At 59.2% G+C, this 19,286-nt stretch carries 17 protein-coding genes; 2 read left to right on the top strand and 15 right to left on the bottom strand.

From position 1 onward, the window contains the following. Positions 1-118 precede the first annotated feature (118 nt). Together LOY55_RS02320 and LOY55_RS02315 are read left to right on the top strand one after the other, a co-directional pair. A complete protein-coding gene (locus LOY55_RS02320) occupies positions 119-1,981 on the top strand; it encodes a bifunctional O-antigen ligase/aminoglycoside phosphotransferase family protein (protein ID WP_258667574.1) in 1,863 nt (620 codons plus the stop codon). After that, positions 1,981-3,204, top strand: coding sequence for an acyltransferase (locus tag LOY55_RS02315; RefSeq protein ID WP_109785420.1), 1,224 nt, complete (start codon positions 1,981-1,983; stop codon positions 3,202-3,204). The genes LOY55_RS02320 and LOY55_RS02315 overlap by 1 nt, the downstream gene beginning before the upstream one ends. Before the next feature lie 160 nt (positions 3,205-3,364). Here LOY55_RS02315 and LOY55_RS02310 read toward each other — a convergent pair whose 3' ends face one another. The 15 genes from LOY55_RS02310 to waaF all read right to left on the bottom strand — a co-directional run bounded on the left by LOY55_RS02310 (position 3,365) and on the right by waaF (position 19,232). Continuing rightward, positions 3,365-4,249: a glycosyltransferase gene (locus LOY55_RS02310; protein ID WP_109785419.1), complete on the bottom strand. Its 885-nt coding sequence runs from the start codon at positions 4,247-4,249 to the stop codon at positions 3,365-3,367. After that, positions 4,246-5,400 (bottom strand): glycosyltransferase family 4 protein, encoded by a 1,155-nt coding sequence (locus tag LOY55_RS02305; protein WP_109785418.1) that lies wholly within the window; start codon positions 5,398-5,400, stop codon positions 4,246-4,248. The genes LOY55_RS02310 and LOY55_RS02305 overlap by 4 nt, the downstream gene beginning before the upstream one ends. Next, positions 5,397-6,839, bottom strand: coding sequence for a PIG-L deacetylase family protein (locus tag LOY55_RS02300; RefSeq protein ID WP_109785417.1), 1,443 nt, complete (start codon positions 6,837-6,839; stop codon positions 5,397-5,399). The genes LOY55_RS02305 and LOY55_RS02300 overlap by 4 nt, the downstream gene beginning before the upstream one ends. A gap of 8 nt (positions 6,840-6,847) precedes the next feature. Then, positions 6,848-7,744 carry an antimicrobial resistance protein Mig-14 gene (locus tag LOY55_RS02295; RefSeq protein WP_046028338.1) on the bottom strand — a complete coding sequence of 299 codons (897 nt, stop codon included), beginning with the start codon at positions 7,742-7,744 and terminating at the stop codon, positions 6,848-6,850. Next, positions 7,744-8,874 (bottom strand): glycosyltransferase, encoded by a 1,131-nt coding sequence (locus tag LOY55_RS02290; RefSeq protein WP_223525423.1) that lies wholly within the window; start codon positions 8,872-8,874, stop codon positions 7,744-7,746. The genes LOY55_RS02295 and LOY55_RS02290 overlap by 1 nt, the downstream gene beginning before the upstream one ends. Continuing rightward, entirely contained in the window at positions 8,858-10,615 is a 1,758-nt protein-coding gene (locus LOY55_RS02285) for a carbamoyltransferase (protein ID WP_046028335.1), read from the bottom strand. The genes LOY55_RS02290 and LOY55_RS02285 overlap by 17 nt, the downstream gene beginning before the upstream one ends. A gap of 227 nt (positions 10,616-10,842) precedes the next feature. Beyond that, entirely contained in the window at positions 10,843-11,721 is an 879-nt protein-coding gene (locus tag LOY55_RS02280; RefSeq protein ID WP_109785415.1) for a DUF3800 domain-containing protein, read from the bottom strand. A 28-nt stretch (positions 11,722-11,749) separates the two neighbouring features. Further along, entirely contained in the window at positions 11,750-12,085 is a 336-nt protein-coding gene (locus LOY55_RS02275) for a YceK/YidQ family lipoprotein (protein WP_177412224.1), read from the bottom strand. Positions 12,086-12,273: 188 nt separating this feature from the next. After that, positions 12,274-13,725 carry a lipopolysaccharide kinase InaA family protein gene (locus LOY55_RS02270; protein ID WP_109785414.1) on the bottom strand — a complete coding sequence of 484 codons (1,452 nt, stop codon included), beginning with the start codon at positions 13,723-13,725 and terminating at the stop codon, positions 12,274-12,276. After that, positions 13,725-14,477 (bottom strand): lipopolysaccharide kinase InaA family protein, encoded by a 753-nt coding sequence (locus LOY55_RS02265; protein WP_109785413.1) that lies wholly within the window; start codon positions 14,475-14,477, stop codon positions 13,725-13,727. Before LOY55_RS02265 ends, LOY55_RS02270 begins: the two co-directional genes overlap by 1 nt. Continuing rightward, the gene (locus LOY55_RS02260; RefSeq protein WP_046028331.1) at positions 14,474-15,208 is read right to left on the bottom strand and encodes a lipopolysaccharide kinase InaA family protein; all 735 of its coding nucleotides are present in this window, start codon (positions 15,206-15,208) and stop codon (positions 14,474-14,476) included. The genes LOY55_RS02265 and LOY55_RS02260 overlap by 4 nt, the downstream gene beginning before the upstream one ends. Further along, entirely contained in the window at positions 15,208-16,014 is an 807-nt protein-coding gene (gene rfaP, locus LOY55_RS02255) for a lipopolysaccharide core heptose(I) kinase RfaP (RefSeq protein ID WP_046028330.1), read from the bottom strand. The genes LOY55_RS02260 and rfaP overlap by 1 nt, the downstream gene beginning before the upstream one ends. After that, positions 16,011-17,135 carry a glycosyltransferase family 4 protein gene (locus LOY55_RS02250; protein ID WP_223525424.1) on the bottom strand — a complete coding sequence of 375 codons (1,125 nt, stop codon included), beginning with the start codon at positions 17,133-17,135 and terminating at the stop codon, positions 16,011-16,013. Before LOY55_RS02250 ends, rfaP begins: the two co-directional genes overlap by 4 nt. Beyond that, positions 17,135-18,196 carry a lipopolysaccharide heptosyltransferase I gene (waaC, locus tag LOY55_RS02245; RefSeq protein ID WP_077432349.1) on the bottom strand — a complete coding sequence of 354 codons (1,062 nt, stop codon included), beginning with the start codon at positions 18,194-18,196 and terminating at the stop codon, positions 17,135-17,137. Before waaC ends, LOY55_RS02250 begins: the two co-directional genes overlap by 1 nt. Before the next feature lies 1 nt (position 18,197). Beyond that, positions 18,198-19,232, bottom strand: a complete 1,035-nt coding sequence (waaF, locus tag LOY55_RS02240; RefSeq protein ID WP_046028324.1) for a lipopolysaccharide heptosyltransferase II — start codon at positions 19,230-19,232, stop codon at positions 18,198-18,200. Positions 19,233-19,286: the final 54 nt, after the last annotated feature.

Below are 19,286 nucleotides of genomic sequence, written 5' to 3'. Positions count from 1 at the left end.
ACAGCTTCTTCAGGGTTCTGGCAATCGCATAAAGGCTGTTATTGTTAGGCGTCGGATTAAGCATCAAATAGCCATCACCCCGAAATGGCCGATCAACTTCAGGATTGAATCTCCCAGCATGCAACTAAGCGGTTTCAATAGTGTGTCAAATCGAGTCTTCGATTTCATTTGCCTCTGGATTCTTCCACTCGGCTATCTCTTGCTGCTGTGCGCACTCTTCTTCCTGCCAGGTCGAAGTGTGCACCACAAACTTTTTTATGGCCTTTTCAGCATTCCAGCGCTGATCGCCCTGTGCCTGCGCCCCCGCGAACTCAACGAATTGGTCCGCGACCCGATTTTCATCGCCGTGCTGACGTTCGCAGCCTGGGCATTGCTGAGTTTGTGCTGGGGGCCGGATAAGGAAGACATCGCCGGACAATTCAAACCACCGCTGCATACCCTGCTGCTGTTCACGGGTTGCTACTTGCTGGTGCGCTATCGCAGCGAAATCATTCAACCCTTGCTGTTTGCCGCTGCATTGGTCGGACTGATCGGCACCGCCCACGATCTGTTCATGTTCGCTCGCGTATACCAGCCTGGCCTGCGTTTGATCGGTGGCGGCGCGTTCGATAACCCGCTGCTCAGCTCTCACATGTATGGCTTTTACGCCGCCTACTGGCTCAGCATCAGCATGCTCTGCAAGCGTCGCCAAATGCTCTGGCTGAGCCTCCCGGCGCTGGCAATCATGTTTGCCGCGGTGATTGCCACCGGCTCCAGGACGCCTCTGGTTGCGCTGACGATGGCGGCACTCTGGCTTAGCTTCATTTGCTGGAACCGCCGCTCGGTCGCATTGTTGGGGGTGTTGGCTGCCAGCGGAGTCACGGTTTACGTGCTGTTTTCGCGAATGATCATCGAAAGGGGCGACTCTTACCGCTTCGAAATCTGGCAGTTGGCCTTACAGAAAATTGCTGATCACCCCTGGATCGGTCATGGCTATAACGCCCAACTGTCGATCGACCCCGGCGTCGGCTACAACTTTCAGGAACCCCACAGCTTTGTCCTGGGCGTGCTCTATTACGTGGGTGTTGTTGGCCTGCTGCCGTGGTTGTTTTTCCATGCCTGGAGCCTGTTAAGCAGTTGGCGCAATCGCCTGCAGCCCCTGTTTATCATCGCTTCGACCTGGTTGATATTTGGTATTGGTGCTGGCCTGACCGAGGGCGGCGGCATTATTTCGCGGCCCAAGGAGCACTGGTTCCTGCTGTGGATTCCGCTGGCGCTAATCGTCGCGCTGAGTGTCAATCAACGCGCCAGACGCTTGCTGACGATGCCTATCAAGACGCTGACGCCGGCGGCCCGGCAACAGTTGACCGCCAATGCGCAGGTCATCGAAGAAGATGGCCTGGGCCCCAAAGTCTTGCGCCTGCTCGATGGCAGCTTCCTCAAGCTGTTTCGCGGCCGTCGCTGGTACACCTCCGGCAGTTTCAACCCCTACTCCGAACGTTTTGCCGTCAACAGCCAGCAACTGCGCAGCATGGGGATCCCGACGCCGCCAATTCTTCACCTTTATCGCCTCCCAGACGGCAGCAGTGCTGTGCATTATTCGCCACTACCGGGCAATACACTGCGTCAGGTCTTGCAAGGCATAACCGCTCCGGCGGTGCGCCAGGCGCTGGTGCAGCGTTTTGGCAAGTTCATGGCTCAATTGCACGAGCAAGGCGTCTATTTCCGCTCGTTGCATCTGGGTAATGTGCTGGTGCTTGAAGATGGCGAGTTCGGCTTGATCGATGTGGCCGACCTGCGCATTTACCCTTCTTCATTGAGCCTTCCCCTGCGTCAGCGAAACCTGCGCCATATGCAGCGCTACACGGTGGACAAGCGCTGGCTGTTCGAAGAACACTTCGAAGCCCTGCTTCAGGGCTACGCCATGACGGCCTCGAAGTCCGCTGTTGATAACCTGCACAGGCAAGTGCTGGCCGGGAATGCCCCGGCTCGAGCTCTTTGATGACTGAAACCAACCCACTCATTGCGCTGGCAGCTTATCTGCTGGCCATCGTGACCGCCGCCCTGTTGTTGCGCGCCGTTCCGAAAATCGCCCGGCACATCGAACATTCCGGTGAAAGCCGCTATGCCAGCATTGATGGGTTACGCGGTTACCTGGCGTTCGGCGTGTTCGTGCACCACGCGATCATTACCTTGATCTTCCTGCGCACGGGCGTGATTGATTTTCCGCCGAGCAATTTGTACTCGCAGCTGGGCCAGGGCAGTGTCGCGCTGTTTTTCATGATCACCGGCTTCCTGTTCTGGAACCGATTGCTCACCCAGGAGCGTCAACACGACTGGCTGGCCTTCGCGGTATCGAGGCTGTTTCGCCTTTACCCGTTGTACTTGCCGCTGATGCTGATCGTGTTTGTCTCGGTGTTCTACCTGCAAAACTGGGAACTCAAGGACTCTGGCCTCCGTTTCGCCGGCCAGGTCCTGGCCTGGCTGACCTTCGACCGGCCGGACGTCAACCAGTACTACCAAACCGGCATGATGATCTCCAACGTCACCTGGACCTTGGGCTATGAGGTGTTTTTCTATCTGGCACTGCCCCTTGCCGCCATGGTGTTCATCTACCGGGGCAGCAGGCTGCAAGTGGTGTTGTGCCTGATCGGCATTTACGCCCTGTATGAAGTGGTCGGCCTGGAGCACTCGCTGAAAAAACACTTTCTGGCGAGTTTTCTCGGCGGCATCGGCGCTGCGTACTGGATTCGTCGGCCGCAACTGGTGGCTTGGGCTCAATCGCGAATGGCGGGGATTATCGCACTGCTGGCATTGGTGATTGCCTTCACGGCATTCAACCGTGCTTTCAGCCTGAGGCCACTGCTGCTCATGTCGTTGTTCTTTGTGATTGTGGCGTCTGGGAACACCCTGTTCGGTGCGTTGAAACCGCGCAGCATCCGCTGGCTCGGCGAAATCAGCTACAGCACCTATTTGCTGCACGGCTATGTGCTGTGGGTGTTGATCCAGCGCCTGCCGCCAATGCTTGGGCTAAACGCCGGCGACCTCTGGACCTTTCTCCCACTGCTGGCCCTGTGCAGTTGCCTGCTGATCATCATCAGCAGCCTGACGTTCCTGTATATCGAGAAACCGGGCATAACGGCCGGCAGGAAGGTATTGCAGTGGCTGCGCCAAGGCAAAGAGGCCAAGAAGAGCCTGACAGAGAAGATCGCCGGCGAAAGCTGACGCGCCTGGCGTTCTGTAGCAGCTGGCGAAGCCTGCGTCCGGCTGCGCAGCAGTCGTCAACCCGGCAGCAAGGTATGCCTGATACACCGTGTGTTCTGATTTTACGACTGCTTCGCAGCCGGACGCAGGCTTCGCCAGCTGCTACGTAGGGCGCGCTGGATCAGTCTTTTTCCAGTGGCGAGAAATACAGTCGCCCCAGACCACGCCAGGTCTTCTTGTTCCAGGCCTTTAACGGGATCTGCGCCAGCAGTTCGCGGGCCAGTTTGCGATCACGGTTGGCGGTCTTGAGGAACATCGAGCTGAGAAACCTGTAGCGAACCTCGTCATACAGCGGGTGATCGCTGAACAGCGCGTAGGTACGCAAGATGCTGTCGATCATGAAGCGATGGTTCTTGTAGGAATTGGTGGCGTGCTTGCGATAGCGCGCCATCAGCACATTCAGACCATCGATAAAGTAACCGGCGTGGGTCACCTTCAGTTCGATCAGCAGGTCTTCCAGGCGAATGGTCGGATCGAACCCGCCCACCTTGTCCAGCGCTTCCCGGCGGATCATCAGGGTCGGGGCAGGTGGATAAGGTTTGCGCTCCAGAAACATGTCATCGAAGTCCAGGCGACGGAACGGCACGTCACGGCGCTGACGCTTCTCCGGGTACAGATTGCCGTCGGCGTCGATCAGCTCGATATTGCCGGCGCAGATGCCGACCTCGGGCTTGCCCTCCATGTGCGCGACCTGGGTGGCGATGCGTTCCGGCAGCATGATGTCGTCGGAACCAAACGGCACGATGAGACTGCCGCCGGAGCGAGCAATGGCACCGTTGAGCGTGTTGGTCAGCCCCTGATTCTCCTGAACCCGAAAATCGAATCCATATTGCGCCTGCAACACCTTGATGCGTTCGACGCTGTCGTCTTTGGAACCGTCGTCGACCACCAGCAATTCGATGTTCTTATAGGTCTGGTTTAGGACGCTGAGAATGCTTTCCTCGATGTAGCGAGCGTGGTTGTACGACGCGATGATGACCGTGACGAGAGGTTGCGCGGCGCTCATGGTTGTTCCTTGCGAGCCTGTTCCAGGCCGGATTCGATCAGGTTCAGGTATTCCTGACGGAACACCTCGATGTCATGTTGTTCCTGGAGATAACGGTAGGCCTGCTCGCCCTTGGCCTTGAGCTCGTCATCCGCCAGCCCGAGGTAATTGTCCAGCGCCGCGACCAGGCTTGGCACGTCCTTGGGGGTAATCGCCAACCCGCCAGCGCCTTCGATCAGCGGCAGCATGGCGGGCACGTTGGAGGCGATCACCGGAAGATGCCCGCTCATGCCTTCGAGCAGCGCCAGCCCGAGGCCTTCAGCCAGGGACGGCATGGTCCAGACGTCGAATGCGCGAATGTACTGCAAGGCAATCTCCTTGAAGCCCAGCAAGTGCGCACGCCCGTTCAGGCCCAGGCGCTCGATTTCGGCACTCAGGCGAGACTCTTCGCGGCCGGCACCAATGATCGCCAACTGAGTGTTCGGGTACTTGTCCTTAAGCGCGGCAAACGCCTGCAACAGATAAATGTGGCCCTTGACCGGCACCAGGCGCCCCAGCGCGCCAATCAGGCGAACCGACGGGTCGATGCCCAACAACTCGCGGGCACGCTCACGACTGTGCTGCAAACCTTCAGCCTGCTCGATGTCGATGGCGTTGGTGATGGCGTAGGTGTTCTGGTCGGTGAAACCGCAATCGCAATCCAGCAGGTACTGTTTGACCGCCGGGGAGACACCGACAAAACGCCAGTGACGATCGATCAGGCGCTGGGTCTGGCGGCGTCGGTAAAACCGGTCGTACTCGCCAAAGCCATGGGAAATGCCGATGCACAGCGGCACTTTCAACCAGCGGTTAAGCGCCAGCATCATGTTCACAGGCTTGAAGCGGTTGCAGATCACCACGTCGAATTTTTCCGCGCGGCAAAACTTGTACAGCGTCCACATCGCCCGCAAACGCATGCCTTTGAGCGACTTGTCGGAAAACTCGAAATACACCGAACGGTCGGCTCGGCTGACGGCCTCGCCCGGCCCGGGCTTGCCCCGCAGGAACGCCGCCGTCACTTCATAGCGATCACTGGGCAGCGCCTTGACGATCTGCTCCGCGAGGTCGGCAAAATCATGGGCTTTGACGTTGTAGTCAGGCTGCAACTGCAGAACCTTTGACCGCTGGCTCATAACTCTCCCCGCTGCGAAACGTTTATTGGTGTGTGCTTGAGTATCCACAACAGCTCGTGACGCCGAACAGCCTTGCGAAAGAATTCGTTTTCGCCGTAGACCGGTGGCTTGCGCCCGGCCAGCAGCCGCTGGATCAACCGGCGCAGTCGGCGCTTGGCCGGCATGGGCGGTTGCAGGTCATGCATCATGCCCAATGCCATGGCTTTATCGCGCTGAAGTTCCAGCGACAACGGCAGGCAGCAAGGCTGCATCGGCGTGGCCGGTTCGAAGGCTGGCGGCAACGTGACGCCCTGACCGGCATCACCCATTGGCCAACGGTCGTTGTCGTGCAGGTGATTAGCGTAGCCGAGCAGTGTCGTCGGCTGCCATTCGAGCCCTTGCAACGCCTCGAGGACGGCCTGCTGGGCGCAGATATGATCAGGGTGCGGATCGAGCGTCGGATGCGGCAGCACAATCACTTCAGGACGCGCGCGCAGCAGCAGTTCGCGTAAATCGGCCAACAAGTTGTTCCAGGTCGGCGCTCCGTCTGCATCGCCCGGCAGGGCAAACGGGTTCAACTGGCGAAACAGACGCGTATCGCTCAAATCCGCTTCCCGCGAAGCCACCGGTTGCGCCGGGGTAGCCTGCATCGCGGCCAGTTGCAGACAGAAATAACCCAACTGCACGCAATGTGCTTCAGGGACGCCTGCCCAACGCGGGACGGCGATACTGTCCCACGCACGCAAACGCCCCTTGAGGCGTGCGGCCTCGACCTTGTCCAGGCCCAGTTGTTGATAGTGCCCGGCTTCGATTTCACCGGCCGTCAGGGTGACGATCCAGGCTTCATCGGCTTGACTGTACAAACCATAGGCAGCCAGTTCGGCGTCGTCGGCGTGAGGCGCAATCACCATCACCCGTTGACGGCGGAAGTCGGGCTGCTCCAGCGCCCACAACACCGGCTCGCCGAGCAAGCGGCAGTGGCGCCCACGCAGGCGCAATTCACCGCGCGACAGCGCTTGCGCCTGACCGCTGAGGTTCAGGTAACGCAGGCCGTTTACGCCGCGTTCAAAGGTTTGGCGATCCGGGTTGTCACCGCCCGACAGTTCCACCACCGGGTCAAAAAAGCGCCCCAACCAGCTGCTTTTAATCCGCAGCGCCAACACCAGCGTGGCATCGTCGACCAGCATGACGCCTTCATCCAGGCGCAAACGTTCCCCCTCCAGGTGAACCTTGGGTTGCGGGGTATACGCCGGGAAGCTGTATTGGTAATCGTCCTTGGGGGAGTAAAACAAGTGATCGGCAAACCATGCTTCGTGGGCAATCCAGCCCAGGACGGCGAGCACCAGCGGCAACCACCAGGCCACCAGCACGCCGATGGCTATCAACAGCATCAGCGCGATCAGCAGGCTAATGCGTTTGTTGCGCCGATGGCGCTTGAGCAGTTGCTGTTTGCGGCTCATGGGTTCACTCACACGGTAAAAACCGGTACAGGGTTGCACCAGCGGTCCTTGTACTCGCGGTCAGCGCGGCCGAAGGAAAACCGCAATGGCTTATCCAGGGCCCGCGCGTGTTCCCAAGCGCTTTGCGTGTTGATAAAACTCAGCACGCTGCCGGGGCTGAACTCGCGGGTCTCGGGATCGACGCCACCGTTGATGTATTCGACGCTGATCCACTCGGGCGACTCGACGCGATACACCAATTGAATGGCAATCGGTGCATCGTTGAGGAAAATCACCGAACCGATCAGCAAGTCCCGCAACAGTTCGATCACCTCGCCCATACGCTCGGCACCCGTGGCCGGGAACCCCCAGCGGCGCTGGAACAGGTCGCAATAAATCGCGGCCAACTCCGAGCTGGAAAATTCGGCGACCGGTCGCACAACGCCACCGGCTTCTTCCAGCAGGCGCAATTCACGGCGCTGGTTGTAGCGGAATTTCTTCGACAGTTCTTCCGGCGTGCGCGCCATGGCCAGTTGTTCGGCTTGCAACTTGATAGCGCTGAAACGGCCCTCGCTCAGCGCCGACAAATAACGCCCGCGATGGCGCAGCGGTGCTTGAGCATCGGCGGCGGCCGGCAGGATCACCTCGGCATTGCCGAGGTCGAACAAGCCTTTTTTGCCACGGCGCTTGAGTACGTCCTTGGACAGCGCGAGGTCGCGCCCCCAGGTCGGAATGGCGGCTTTCACGTCACCGTTCTGTTCCCAGGCCAGATAGCGCACCGGAATGTCGGCCAGTTGCGCCAGGCGCTCAACCACCATGGGGTGCGTCGCGACGCTACCGCCAAATCGCTGCCAGGCCTGTGCATAAGTCGAGGCGTCGACTACCGTCCAGCCACGTTCGCGCCAGCCTTGAAATCGGTTGAGCATCAGCCCCTCGGCGCCAGTTCTGTGACGTGTGGCAAATGCCAGAAAGCATCGCGCACTGCGCGGTCGGAGAAACGCTCACGCAAGCGATCAAGCATCAACTCGGCACACTGGTGACGTTGCTGATCGTCCATCGCGGCCAGATGCTGCAGCCCTTGAGCCAGACGCTCGGCATCCCCCAACGGGAACAGGATCCCGACACCTTCAACGACTTCCTTCGCGCCACCGCAAGCGGTCGCGAGCAACGGTACGCCGGCGGCCATGGCCTCGAGCAGCACCATGCCGAACGGTTCGTGATCGGAGCTCAAGGCAAACACATCGAAGGCCCGAAAGTAGCGACGGGCATCCGGCACTTGGCCGAGGAACAGCACCCGATCGCCAATGCCCAGTTCACGGGCCAGTTCCTTGAGGTCCTGTTCCAGTCGACCGCTACCGAGAATCACCAGTTGGCTGTTGGCCGGCAACTGCGGCAATGCCAAGGCAAACCCGTGCAGCAGCGTGGTCTGGTCCTTATCCGGGTGAAGCCGTCCGACGTTGCCGACAATCCAGGCATCCGCCGACAGGCCCAAGGTTTCCCGAGCCTCGCGAACCGACACCTGGCTGGTCTGCAAGGCCGGCACATCGATGCGGTTATAGAGTGTTTGAATCCGCCCGGCCGGCCATTTCGGCAGGCAACGGCGCATGTCGTCACGCACCGCATCGGAAACACCGAGCAGGCTGAGGCGCTTGCGGAAGAGATGGGCGAAGAGTTTGCGAGAGCCGCGTTTGTAATCGTCAAACCCGTGATGCACACCGATGACCGGCAACGAAGTGCCGAGCAAGGCGATGTAGATCGGTTTGAAACGGTGGGCAATGCAGAAGCTGAAATTGCGCGAAGCGGCGATCTTGCGCAGATCGCCGATGGCGCCCAGCTTCAGGCCACGAATGGCCTTGGAGCTGTATTCCATGAACAGCACTTCATCGGAAGCACAGCCCGCGGCAACTTCGCTATCGGCGGCACCGGTCAGAAAGACCGTGGTCACTCGATAACCAGTCCCCGCGAACAGGCTGGCGTACTGCCGGGCGCAGTCCAGAAACGGGCCGTCATAGCCGTGACAGAACTGCAGCACATGGCGTTCAGCCGAGCGAGTCATAAGCGTCCGCGCCTTCTTTGACCACCAGGATGTCTTCCATGATCAGGTATTGCAGGTCAGAGCCGAAGAACATGTTCAGGGCGTCGGTCGGCGAGCAGATCATCGGTTCGCCACGACGGTTGAGCGAGGTGTTCAGCGACACGCCGTTGCCGGTCAGCACTTCCAGCGCCTTCATCATGTCGTAGTAGCGCGGATTGTATTCGCGCTTGAGCACCTGGGCCCGGGACGTACCGTCTTCGTGGACGACTTCCGGCACGCGGGTCTTCCACTCTTCAGCCACTTCGAAGGTGAAGGTCATGAACGGCGCCGGGTGATCGATCTTGATCATTTGCGGGGCAACGGTGTCGAGCATCGACGGGCAGAAAGGCCTCCAGCGCTCGCGGAACTTGATCTGGTGGTTGATACGGTCTGCCACGCCGACGGCGCTCGGGCAACCGATGATCGAACGACCGCCCAAGGCACGCGGACCGAACTCCATGCGCCCCTGGAACCAGGCCACCGGGTTGCCGTCGACCATGATTTTGGCGATGTTTTCCGGCATGTTGTTCAGCTTGCGCCAGACCGGTTTGCTCGGGTGACGAGCGCAGGCAGCCAGCACGTCTTCGTTGGTATACGACGGACCGAGGTAGACGTGTTCCATCTTCTCGACCGGAACGCCACGGGCGTGGGACACATACGCCGCCGCGCCGACTGCCGTGCCGGCGTCGCCGGATGCAGGCTGTACAAACAGTTCTTTGACGTCATCGCGAGCGATGATTTTCTGGTTGAGCTTGACGTTCAACGCACAGCCACCGGCATAGGCCAGTTTGCCGGTTTCCTTGAGCACGTCGCCCAGGTAGTAGTCGATCATCTGCAGCGAGATTTTTTCGAACAGCGCTTGAATGCTCGCCGCGTAGTGAATGTACGGCTCGTCGGCGATGTCACCTTCGCGCTTGGGACCCAGCCACTCGATCAGCTTCGGCGAGAAGTAGTAACCCTTGCCCTTCTCTTTGTAACGACGCAGGCCGATCACGTTGGCGTAGTCGGTGTTGATCACCAACTCGCCGTTTTCGAACGAGGCCAGGCGCGAGAAATCATATTTGCTGGCGTCGCCGTACGGCGCCATGCCCATGACTTTGAACTCGCCATCGAGCATATCGAAACCAAGGAACTCGGTGATCGCGCCGTACAGGCCGCCGAGGGAGTCTGGATCGAAGAATTCCTTGATCTTGTGGATCTTGCCGTTTTCGCCGTAACCGAAGAAGGTCGTGGCGTACTCACCCTTGCCGTCGATCCCAAGGATCGCGGTTTTCTCTTTGAAACCGGAGCAGTGGTAGGCACTGGAGGCGTGAGCCAAGTGGTGTTCGACGGGTTCGATCTTGATTTTCTTCGGATCGAAGCCCAGTTGCTCAAGGCACCAGACGATCTTGTTGCGATAGCGCTTGTAGCGACGGTTGCCCATCAGGATCGCGTCAAGAGCGCGGTCCGGGGCGTACCAGTAACGCTTGGCGTACTGCCAGCGAGCCTTGCCGAACAAGCTGATCGGGGCGAATGGAATCGCAACCACGTCAACGTCGGACGGCTTGATGCCCGCCTGCTCCAGGCAGAACTTTGCCGATTCGTAGGGCATGCGGTTCTTTGCATGTTTATCGCGCACAAAGCGCTCTTCTTCAGCCGCCGCGACCAGCTTGCCGTCGATGTACAAGGCTGCGGAAGGATCATGGCTAAGGGCGCCGGACAGGCCAAGAATCGTCAATGCCACAGGGGTCTAGCCTCTTTAGTCTGCATGCAGGCGACAAGCGCCTCAAAAATTAATGTGCCCTCGCAAGCGGCGAGAGACAGCTAAAGGGCGGGATTATAGCTTAAAAGCGACTGCAAACCTCTAGCGCGAAACGGCAGGCTCGCGCGTTGACAGCCGAAAGTCGTCGCCATAGACTCCTGTGCAAATGGACTGGGGGATCCCGGTCGGCGTTGCGGCCTCGGTGAGTTTCACCGGGGCTTTTCGCTTTCTGATGACGGAAAAATTTTCAAACCCCAATTTTCGAAACCTTCTCCCACATTATTACGACCACCACTGCAGTAGAACTTACGCTTTAGCACATCAAAGGCACGATTTTCTTGCCCTGACCGCAAAACGCTCATACCGATGGGTCTTGCAACAAGATCCGCCAGCTGCAGCCCCGTGGAATTCACTTGTTTAGTTGCAAAGACGATGTCGAACGGAAGCTGAATTCCCAGTCGATTTGCGCGATCACACATGCGACGAAACTCCAACTCAAGCTCGTTATCCTCCTTTTTCCCTCTTCGTTCGAAAATCACATGAGTCAACGCATTGTGATGATTCTTTTCCTGTAAAAACTCATAAAGCGTTTCCAGGCAAAAACCGAGGGCGACGTGATAAGGATTGTGCACAGCCCCCTGCTTTTCGCGAAGAGCGGCCTTGTCGATCACACAACTGATCAAAACGAAATTGCTTGCTTCGATAATGCCCGTCAGCTCATCAAGAAAGGCATGTTTGTGTTGCCTGGACATGAACAGGCTAGAGAATGCGCCCTTCTCTTTTCTAATTTCCAGCTCATGCAGACCAATCAGGTCGTGCCCCATATGATTAAATTTAAACTTCTGAAGGGCAGGTATAACTTTCTCGCAATAGTGTCTTTTATGGAAAACACAAAAAGCGAGCACAAACATTGGATAGTTTGCATCTAGCTTCTGCATCCCATGATCGCCGCTCTCATCGACATAAATTATGAAATCGCTGTATTTCCCAACAGGCGGCAAGCGCTTTTTCGCCTCTACATTTGCGTCGGCTTCAGTTTCGCTTTCAAAAAGAAAAAACTGCTGAGAGGGCAAGTCAGGGGTCGACATGAAGCTATACACCGGATTACAAAAAGAACTACCCGCGGCCTGCGCGCCAGTAAATGCTGAGATTGCCATCGACCGTCTGACGATAAACCGTATAAGGCAAGCAAACCGTGTCCAGGACACCTGACAAGGTTAAATCCAGGAGCACGAACGGTACCAGGAAGCCAGTGGGGTCAGGCGGAGCATTCAATACGCAAAAATCGTAGGCGAGGCCGCTGTAAACCCGGGGAATGGACTGACAGTAGGTTTTTTGTTTTCTGAGACCGCGAGCCGCGTCTTCATCGTCCTGGAATACCGTCATAGCGGTCCCGCAGCCGGTTAGCGCAAGTGAAACAGCACCGAACATAACAGCCATTTTTATCGTCAAAGCTTGCCCTCCGTGAACGTCAGGCAAACTAGCATCGTGGCTATTCAGGGCACAGTTCATGGGGGCTGTAGATCATGTAGGACGATTCATAAAAACTTGTCCCCTAATCTTCAGTGGCAGGTCGGACCTCATCGTCGGAATGCCACCCGGAGCCAGCTTGCTCCGGGTGGCATTCCGACGATGGCAATTCAGGCAGCGCCAGAGATATCTTTGGGCAAACGCTGATCGATGACCTTATAAAGCGCACTGCTCTCTGGCCAATTGCGCATGAACCGCGCCCGATCCCGCGCATAGGCCGGGGCAAAGCTGCCCGCCGAGCCATGCTGGCACATCGAATCCAGATCGATCAGCGCCCAGCGATCTTCCTGCCAGAACAGGTTATGGCCCTTGAAGTCACCATGGCTGATGCGCTCGCCAATCAACTCGGCGAACAAATGATCCAGCGCCAGCAGTTCCGCTTCAGGGGCGTTGCCGCTGTCGACGAAAGGCGCGAAGCGCTCGATGATGTCCGGTCCCGGCAGATACTCGGTCACCAGATACGCCCGACTGCGCAGCCAGAGAAATCGCTTCTCCAGCAACGCCAACGGTTTGGGGGTCGCAATGCCAAGGAAGGCAAGACGATTGCCTTCACGCCACGAGTGCCACGCTCGGCTCGGACGCCAGAAGCGTTTGAGCCAGTGGGCAAAGCCTTTGATGTTGTAGCGCTTGATCACCAGCGTCCGACCATCAACCTCGACTTTTCCTACGCTCGCCGCGCCGCCGGTCTTGTACAAATGACCTTCATCGAGCAACGCGTCGGCCTGCTCCAGCACCGGCAGCATCGCGGTTTCTTCTTCGCGACGGATCGCCCGCAAGCCAAACGCACCACGCTGGACGCTGAACAGCGTGCATTCGCGACCGACCTTGATCAGGAAGTCCTTCAAGCGCCAGGTGCGAACCTTATCGATCTGCTTCTGCAAGGCTTCCATCGGCAAGGCGTGCTCGCCGTTGCTCAACAGGTAATACACCAGCAGTTCTTCGGTGAACGGTTCCAGCGACTTGGGCAACTGCGCAAAAAATACACCAAGGTTTTCCAGCACCTTTTGCCGTGACAACGGCTGGCCCGGCGTCTCGGCACAGACACCGCCACCATCGATCAGGTACAACCGACCGCGCTGACGCAACAGGTTGTCCAGATGCAGGTCTTCCTGCCAGAGCCCCTTGCGGTGCATTTGGCCGATAGCGCCCAACGCTTCGGCCAGTACGGCCCCTTGCATATCCGCCAGCACCGGCAAGTGTTCGACTTGTTTCCAGGTATCCCCCAGGCTTTCGGCGCCTTCAAGGAAGTCAAACAACAGCCAGCCGCCCTCGCCTTCTTTCAAACCGTCCACCAGCAATTGCGGCGTGGTCAGCCCTTGATCGGCCAGCAAGCGCACACCGTCCAGTTCACGCTGAAAATGCCGCGCCGCTTTGCTGCCGACCAACAATTTGGCCAGCACCGGACGGCCGCGCCAGACACCGGCGCCGACATATCGCTGCCCCGGCAAGACCCGCAACAGGCTCAGCAATTGCAACTCTGCGGTCCCGGCGGCGTCGGCCAGTGAAATGTTCAGTGGCAGGCCCGGGCTGCGGCCGGCCGTTTTCAGTTCGGACAAACGCATCAGCGCGTCTCCTTGCGACTGCGCCGCGCGGTCAAGCGAGCAACCCAGTTGTCCACCAACGAGCTGTCTTGCGCCTGACCCACGTAAGCCGCCAACATCTCGCGCAATTGGCTGGCGGTCCACTCCGGCGCACGGCGCAGCAAAGGCTCCAGGTCCTTGACCCGATCACGCTGACCGAACAGCAGCGGCCGGGTTTTTTCCAGGTCGATCAACTGTGCCTGATAACCGTCGCCAGTAGCCTGCATGAAAATGTGTTTAGGGTAGAAGCAACCATGCACCTGCCGCACGCTGTGCAGCCGTCGCGCCAGTTCACCACAGGCTTTCAGGATGGCCGAATGTTGCGCATCGCTCAGGTCTGCCCAGCGCTGCAACAGCGAGTCGAGGTCATCCCAGCCGTCCAGCGCACGCGTCAACAAGACCGCACGGACTTCGCCATTAACCTTGCGCTCACCAAAAAAAACCGCCTGTAGCGCCGGAATACCGAGCGCTTGATAACGGCTGATGTTGCGAAACTCACGGGCAAAGCTCGGCTCGCCAAAGGGCGCGTGGAAGGTGCGCGTCAGGTAGTTGCTCTGACGCTTGAGATAGAAACCACGACCTTCCAGATCCAGCCGAAACACACTGCTCCAGCCACCGCCGACAGTGTTGGGTTCATCCACCGCTTCAAGCTGCTTGGCCCACAGCGCATCGAACGTGGCGAGACCATGGCGTTCAAGCAGCGCACGGTCTTCAGCAGCCAGAAAATCAGTCATTCGCGTCCCTCGAAAAATCTCACTACGTGCCGGATCCGTTTCTTGTCGGCGGCATTGAGTCGGTCCCGCTGGCGGTACTGCAGATAAAAGCGCAAGCGCTGGGTGGCCGACAGGTGGTATTTGGCCACCTTGTCCAGGCAAGCCAGGTCTTTGGTGATCCGGTACTGGAGCCAGAAGCCGCGCCAGAAATGGCCGTTGGGGCAATCGATCAGGAACAGTCGGGCTTGATCGTCGATCAGCAAATTGCGCCACTTCAAATCGTTATGAGCAAAGCGATTGTCGTGCATTACCCGAGTGTAATCCGCCAATTGCCGACTGACCGTATCGACCCAGGCACGGTCCGACAACTTGGGATCGTGCCGTTCAGCCAGTGCCGACAAGTCTTCAGTATTAGGCAGTTCGCGCGTGATCATCGCTCCGCGGTCGTACGCCGCGCCGCGCCGTTCCAGGCCCCAGGCCACGACTTCGGCGGTGGGAATGCCCCACTTGGCGAAGCGTTTGAGGTTCTGCCACTCGGTCTTCACCCGGGGTTTGCCCAGATAACGGCGCAGGCCTTTGCCGGCACCGTTGTAGCGTTTGACGTAATAGTTGACGCCGTTGCGATTGACGCGGATGACCTCGGACAACAGGTCGCGGGTCAGCCGCTCACCCTGCAGCGCGAACACCGCTTCAAGGCTGCCAAAATCCTCTGCCAGCTCACTGTAAGCAGGTTCCAGTTTCCAACCCGCCATCAGAGCGCATCCCCATATCGCTGTTTACGGTCATAAAGTTTGTTGGCTTTGCCTTCCAGCCAGGCGAGCAGCGACGCTTCTTCGGCCAGAATCTGGCGCAGCGGCTGTTGAAAGTAGCCTTTGAGGAAACGCAGCTTGTCACGCCGGGTCAGGCCGATGTCCAGGGCCGAAAAGTACAGCGCCGCCAGATCTTTATTGCGCCAGCGCCGAGTGATTGCCGAACGGGTCTGGGCACGATGCAGGTCAATCACTGAGAGTTTGAAATCGTCGGCGGTCACCGGTTTATCGGTGTGCAGCAGAAAATGGCAGATGTAGCAGTCGCGGTGGTTGACCCCGGCGCGATGCATCATGCCGGTCATGCGCGCCACTTCGGCGATCAGCGCACGCTTTAGCCTGGGCTCGGGCGGATTCTTGATCCAGTCGATGCTGAAGTCTTCGAGGCTGACGGTCGGCGCCAGCTCTTCGGTGACGATGAACGAGTGCTGGTCTGCCGGGTTGCTGCCCTTCTCGCCGTAAGCGACGGCGGTCATGGTTGGCACGCCGACTTCTTGCAGGCGCGCAATGGCTTTCCATTCCTGACCCGCGCCGAGGACCGGCAGCTTGGCCGTCAGCAGGTTTTTGAAGATCTCGCCCCAGCCAATGCCGCGATGGATCTTCACGAAAAAACCATTGCCGTTCACTTCAGTGCGCAAGGTCCGGCGCGCTTCCAGTTCACGGTAAACCTCGCCCTCGAGGCCTTCGACTTCGGTGAACGCATCGCGTCCGGCCCAAAGGCTCTTGAACGGTTCAGCCAGCATCAACTTCATTTAGCGCGCTCCGCCAGAATCACATCGGCCGCGTGCTGCGGCATGCTGTAGAGGTCGGCCGTCTCGGCAAAGGCCAGACCGTTGCGGCTCCAGGCCGTCCGTGCTTGAGCGTCATTCAACATACCGGTCAGGTATCGGGTCAGTTGTGCCTGCTCGAAGGGTTCGTCGAGCACCAGGCCGGCGTCGGCCTCGGCGATGTAATGGGCATAGCCACACACCGCACTCACCAATACCGGCAGCCCGGCCACCAGGGCTTCGAGCAACACGGTCCCGGTGTTTTCGTTGTACGCCGGGTGGATCAACAGGTCGGCACCGAGCAGGAAACGCGGGATATCGCTACGGCCCTTGAGGAACGTCACGTTATCGCCAAGGCCCAATGTGGCGCTCTGCATCTGGAATAATTTGGGGTCATCCTGGCCAATTACAAACAGACGGGTGCGTTTCTTCAGATCAGCGGGCAACGCGGCCAGTGCCTTGAGGCTGCGATCCACGCCTTTGGTCTTGAACCCGGAGCCGATTTGCACCAGCAGCAACTCATCGTCTTTGAGGTTGAATTCGGCACGGAACCCGGCGCGAATCTCAGCGGCATTGGCCGGTGCACGACGGTCTTGGGAAATGCCCGGTGGCAGCAGATGGAAACGCTCCAGCGGCGTGTCGTAATGCTTGATGAACAGCGGCTGCTGCACTTCGGAAATCATCAGCACTTCGGTCTTGGCGTCTTTGGCGAACACCGCGCGCTCGTACTCGGCGAAGTGCCGGTAGCGGCCCCAACGGCGGTACAGCGAGTTGCGCAGATTCTGCGCCTTGTCTTCAAAGCAGCCATCGGCAGCGTAGTAAACGTCCAGGCCCGGCATTTTGTTGAAGCCGATCAGCCGATCCACGGGACGTTTGGCCAGGTCGGCCTCCATCCACTCGCTGAGCTTCTCGTTGCGCCGATGATTGAACAGCGCTTTGACCGGTGCCACCAGCACTTCGAAACCCGGCGGAATGTCGCCTTCCCAGATCAGCGTGTAGACACGAATCTGATGGCCGCGCTGCTGACATTCCAGGGCGATGCGCATGAAATCGCGCTGCAAGCCCCCGAACGGAAAATACTTGTACAAGACGAATGCCAATTGCATCAGCGCAGCTCCTCAGCCAGTAACAACGTGCTCAGTCGGGTCGCGACACGCTCGGGATTCAGACGCGTGAAGCACAGTGGCCACTCGCGTTTCAGGTCAAACTGACGGGCATCCTGGGCCGTCGGTTGATACGTACATTTCTTTTGCAGGCACGGGGCGCACGGGAAGTCGCTGGCGATGTGAATCTGCGCTTTGCCATAGGCACCGGTCAGGCCCGGGTTGGTCGGGCCGAACAGCGACAGGGTCGGCACATCCAGCGCGGCGGCCAGATGACCCAGGCCGGTGTCCACGGCGACACACGCCTGTGCACCGGCCAGGACCTTGCCGACGCCCGCCAGATTCAGCTTGGGCAGCACTTCGACATGACGGAACCCGGCGGCGATGCGCTCGGCCCGGGCTTTCTCTACCGGATTGCCCCACGGCAGCTTCACGCCGACGCCGAGATAACCCACGCGTTCGGCCAGCTCACGCCAGTAGGCTTCCGGCCAGTGCTTGGTGTCCCACGTGGTGCCGTGCAGGAACAGCACGTACGGATTCTTGCGCGGCAGTTCCACCAGGCGTTCGACGTTCAGGCCGTAATCGCCCAGACCCTTGGGCAAGTCGTAGCCCAATGCCAGCGCGAACAATTGACGCACCCGCTCTACCGCGTGTTGTCCACGGCCCACCGCCAGGCGACGGGAGTAAAAGCGCGCGGCCATCGGCTCGCGTGCCGAATCCTTGTCCAGCCCGGCGACCGGCGCCTTGACGTAACGCGTCAGCCAGGCGCTTTTCAGCAAGCCCTGGGCGTCGATCACCAGATCATATTTTGTGGCTCGAACGCTTTGTTTGAAGCGCTTCCACTCGCCACTCTTGATGGTTTGCCAGATGTTCTTGCGCCAGCGACGGATCGCCACCGGGATCACCTTGCCCACGGCCGGGTGCCAGGTCGGGATCTCGGCAAAGCCTTCTTCCACCACCCAGTCAAACTTGATGCCGGGGATTGCCCGGGCCGCATCGGTCAACGCTGGCAGCGCGTGAATCACGTCGCCCAGCGAAGACGTCTTGATCAACAGAACCCGCAAACTATTTGACCTCGACCACAGTGCCCTGCAACCGCTGCAAGGCTTCGTTAACCGCTTGCGGCATCAGTTGGCGCAGGCAGTTGTAATGACCGAACCGGCACGTGCGATCGAAGCAGGGGCTGCACTCGATGCCCAGGCGAACCACTTCGACATGCTCGGCCAACGGCGGGGTAAAACCTGGCGACGTCGAGCCGTAGATCGCCACCAATGGGCGGTTCAGCGCGGCGGCGACGTGCATCAGGCCGGAGTCGTTGGACACCACGGCATCGGCGCAGGACATCAAGTCGATGGCTTCGGCCAGCGAAGTGCCGCCGCTGAGGTTGACCGACTCTTCACGCAGGCCGGGAATCAGGCGCGCCCGGATGTCTTCGCCCACGGCGTGATCGTTTTTCGAACCGAACAACCAGACTTGCCAGCCTTCGCGAATCTTCGCTTCGGCGACCTTGGCGTAATGCTCGGACGGCCAGCGCTTGGCTTCACCGAACTCCGCACCGGGGCACAGGACCAACACCGGGCGGTCGAGGGCCAGGCCGAACTTGGCCAGCGTCGCTTCGCGGGTGACCGGGTCGATCTGCAAGGTCGGGCGTGGATAGGGTTTCGGCAGTTCGACACCGGGCTCATGGGCCAGGGCCATGAAGCGCTCGATCATCAGCGGATAACGTTCTTTATCCAGCGTGCGCACGTCATTGAGCAGGCCGTAGCGGAATTCGCCACGCCAGCCGGTGCGCTTCGGGATGCCGGCGAAGAACGGCACCAGCGCCGACTTCAGCGAATTGGGCAGCAAAATCGCCTGGTCGTACTGACCGGCCAGGGATTTGCCGATACGCCGGCGGGTCGCCAGCTCCAAAGCGCCGTGGCCGAGTGGAAAGCTCAAGGCCTGGCGTACTTCGGGCATGCGTTCCAGGATCGGCCGGCTCCACTCGGGGGCCAGGACGTCGATTTCGCATTGCGGGTGGCGTTGCTTGAGACACTGAAACAGTGTCTGCGCCATCACCATGTCACCGACCCAACTGGGCCCAACGATCAGAATTTTCATGTGGTTTCCAAAAACGAACCGGGGAGGCATACGCCTCCCCGCCTCGAGAATTCT

The organism is Pseudomonas sp. B21-040, from assembly GCF_024748695.1.
Lineage (GTDB): Bacteria > Pseudomonadota > Gammaproteobacteria > Pseudomonadales > Pseudomonadaceae > Aquipseudomonas.
The sequence above is the reverse complement of the archived record's forward strand: the minus strand, read 5'-3'. Positions and strand labels throughout refer to the sequence as shown.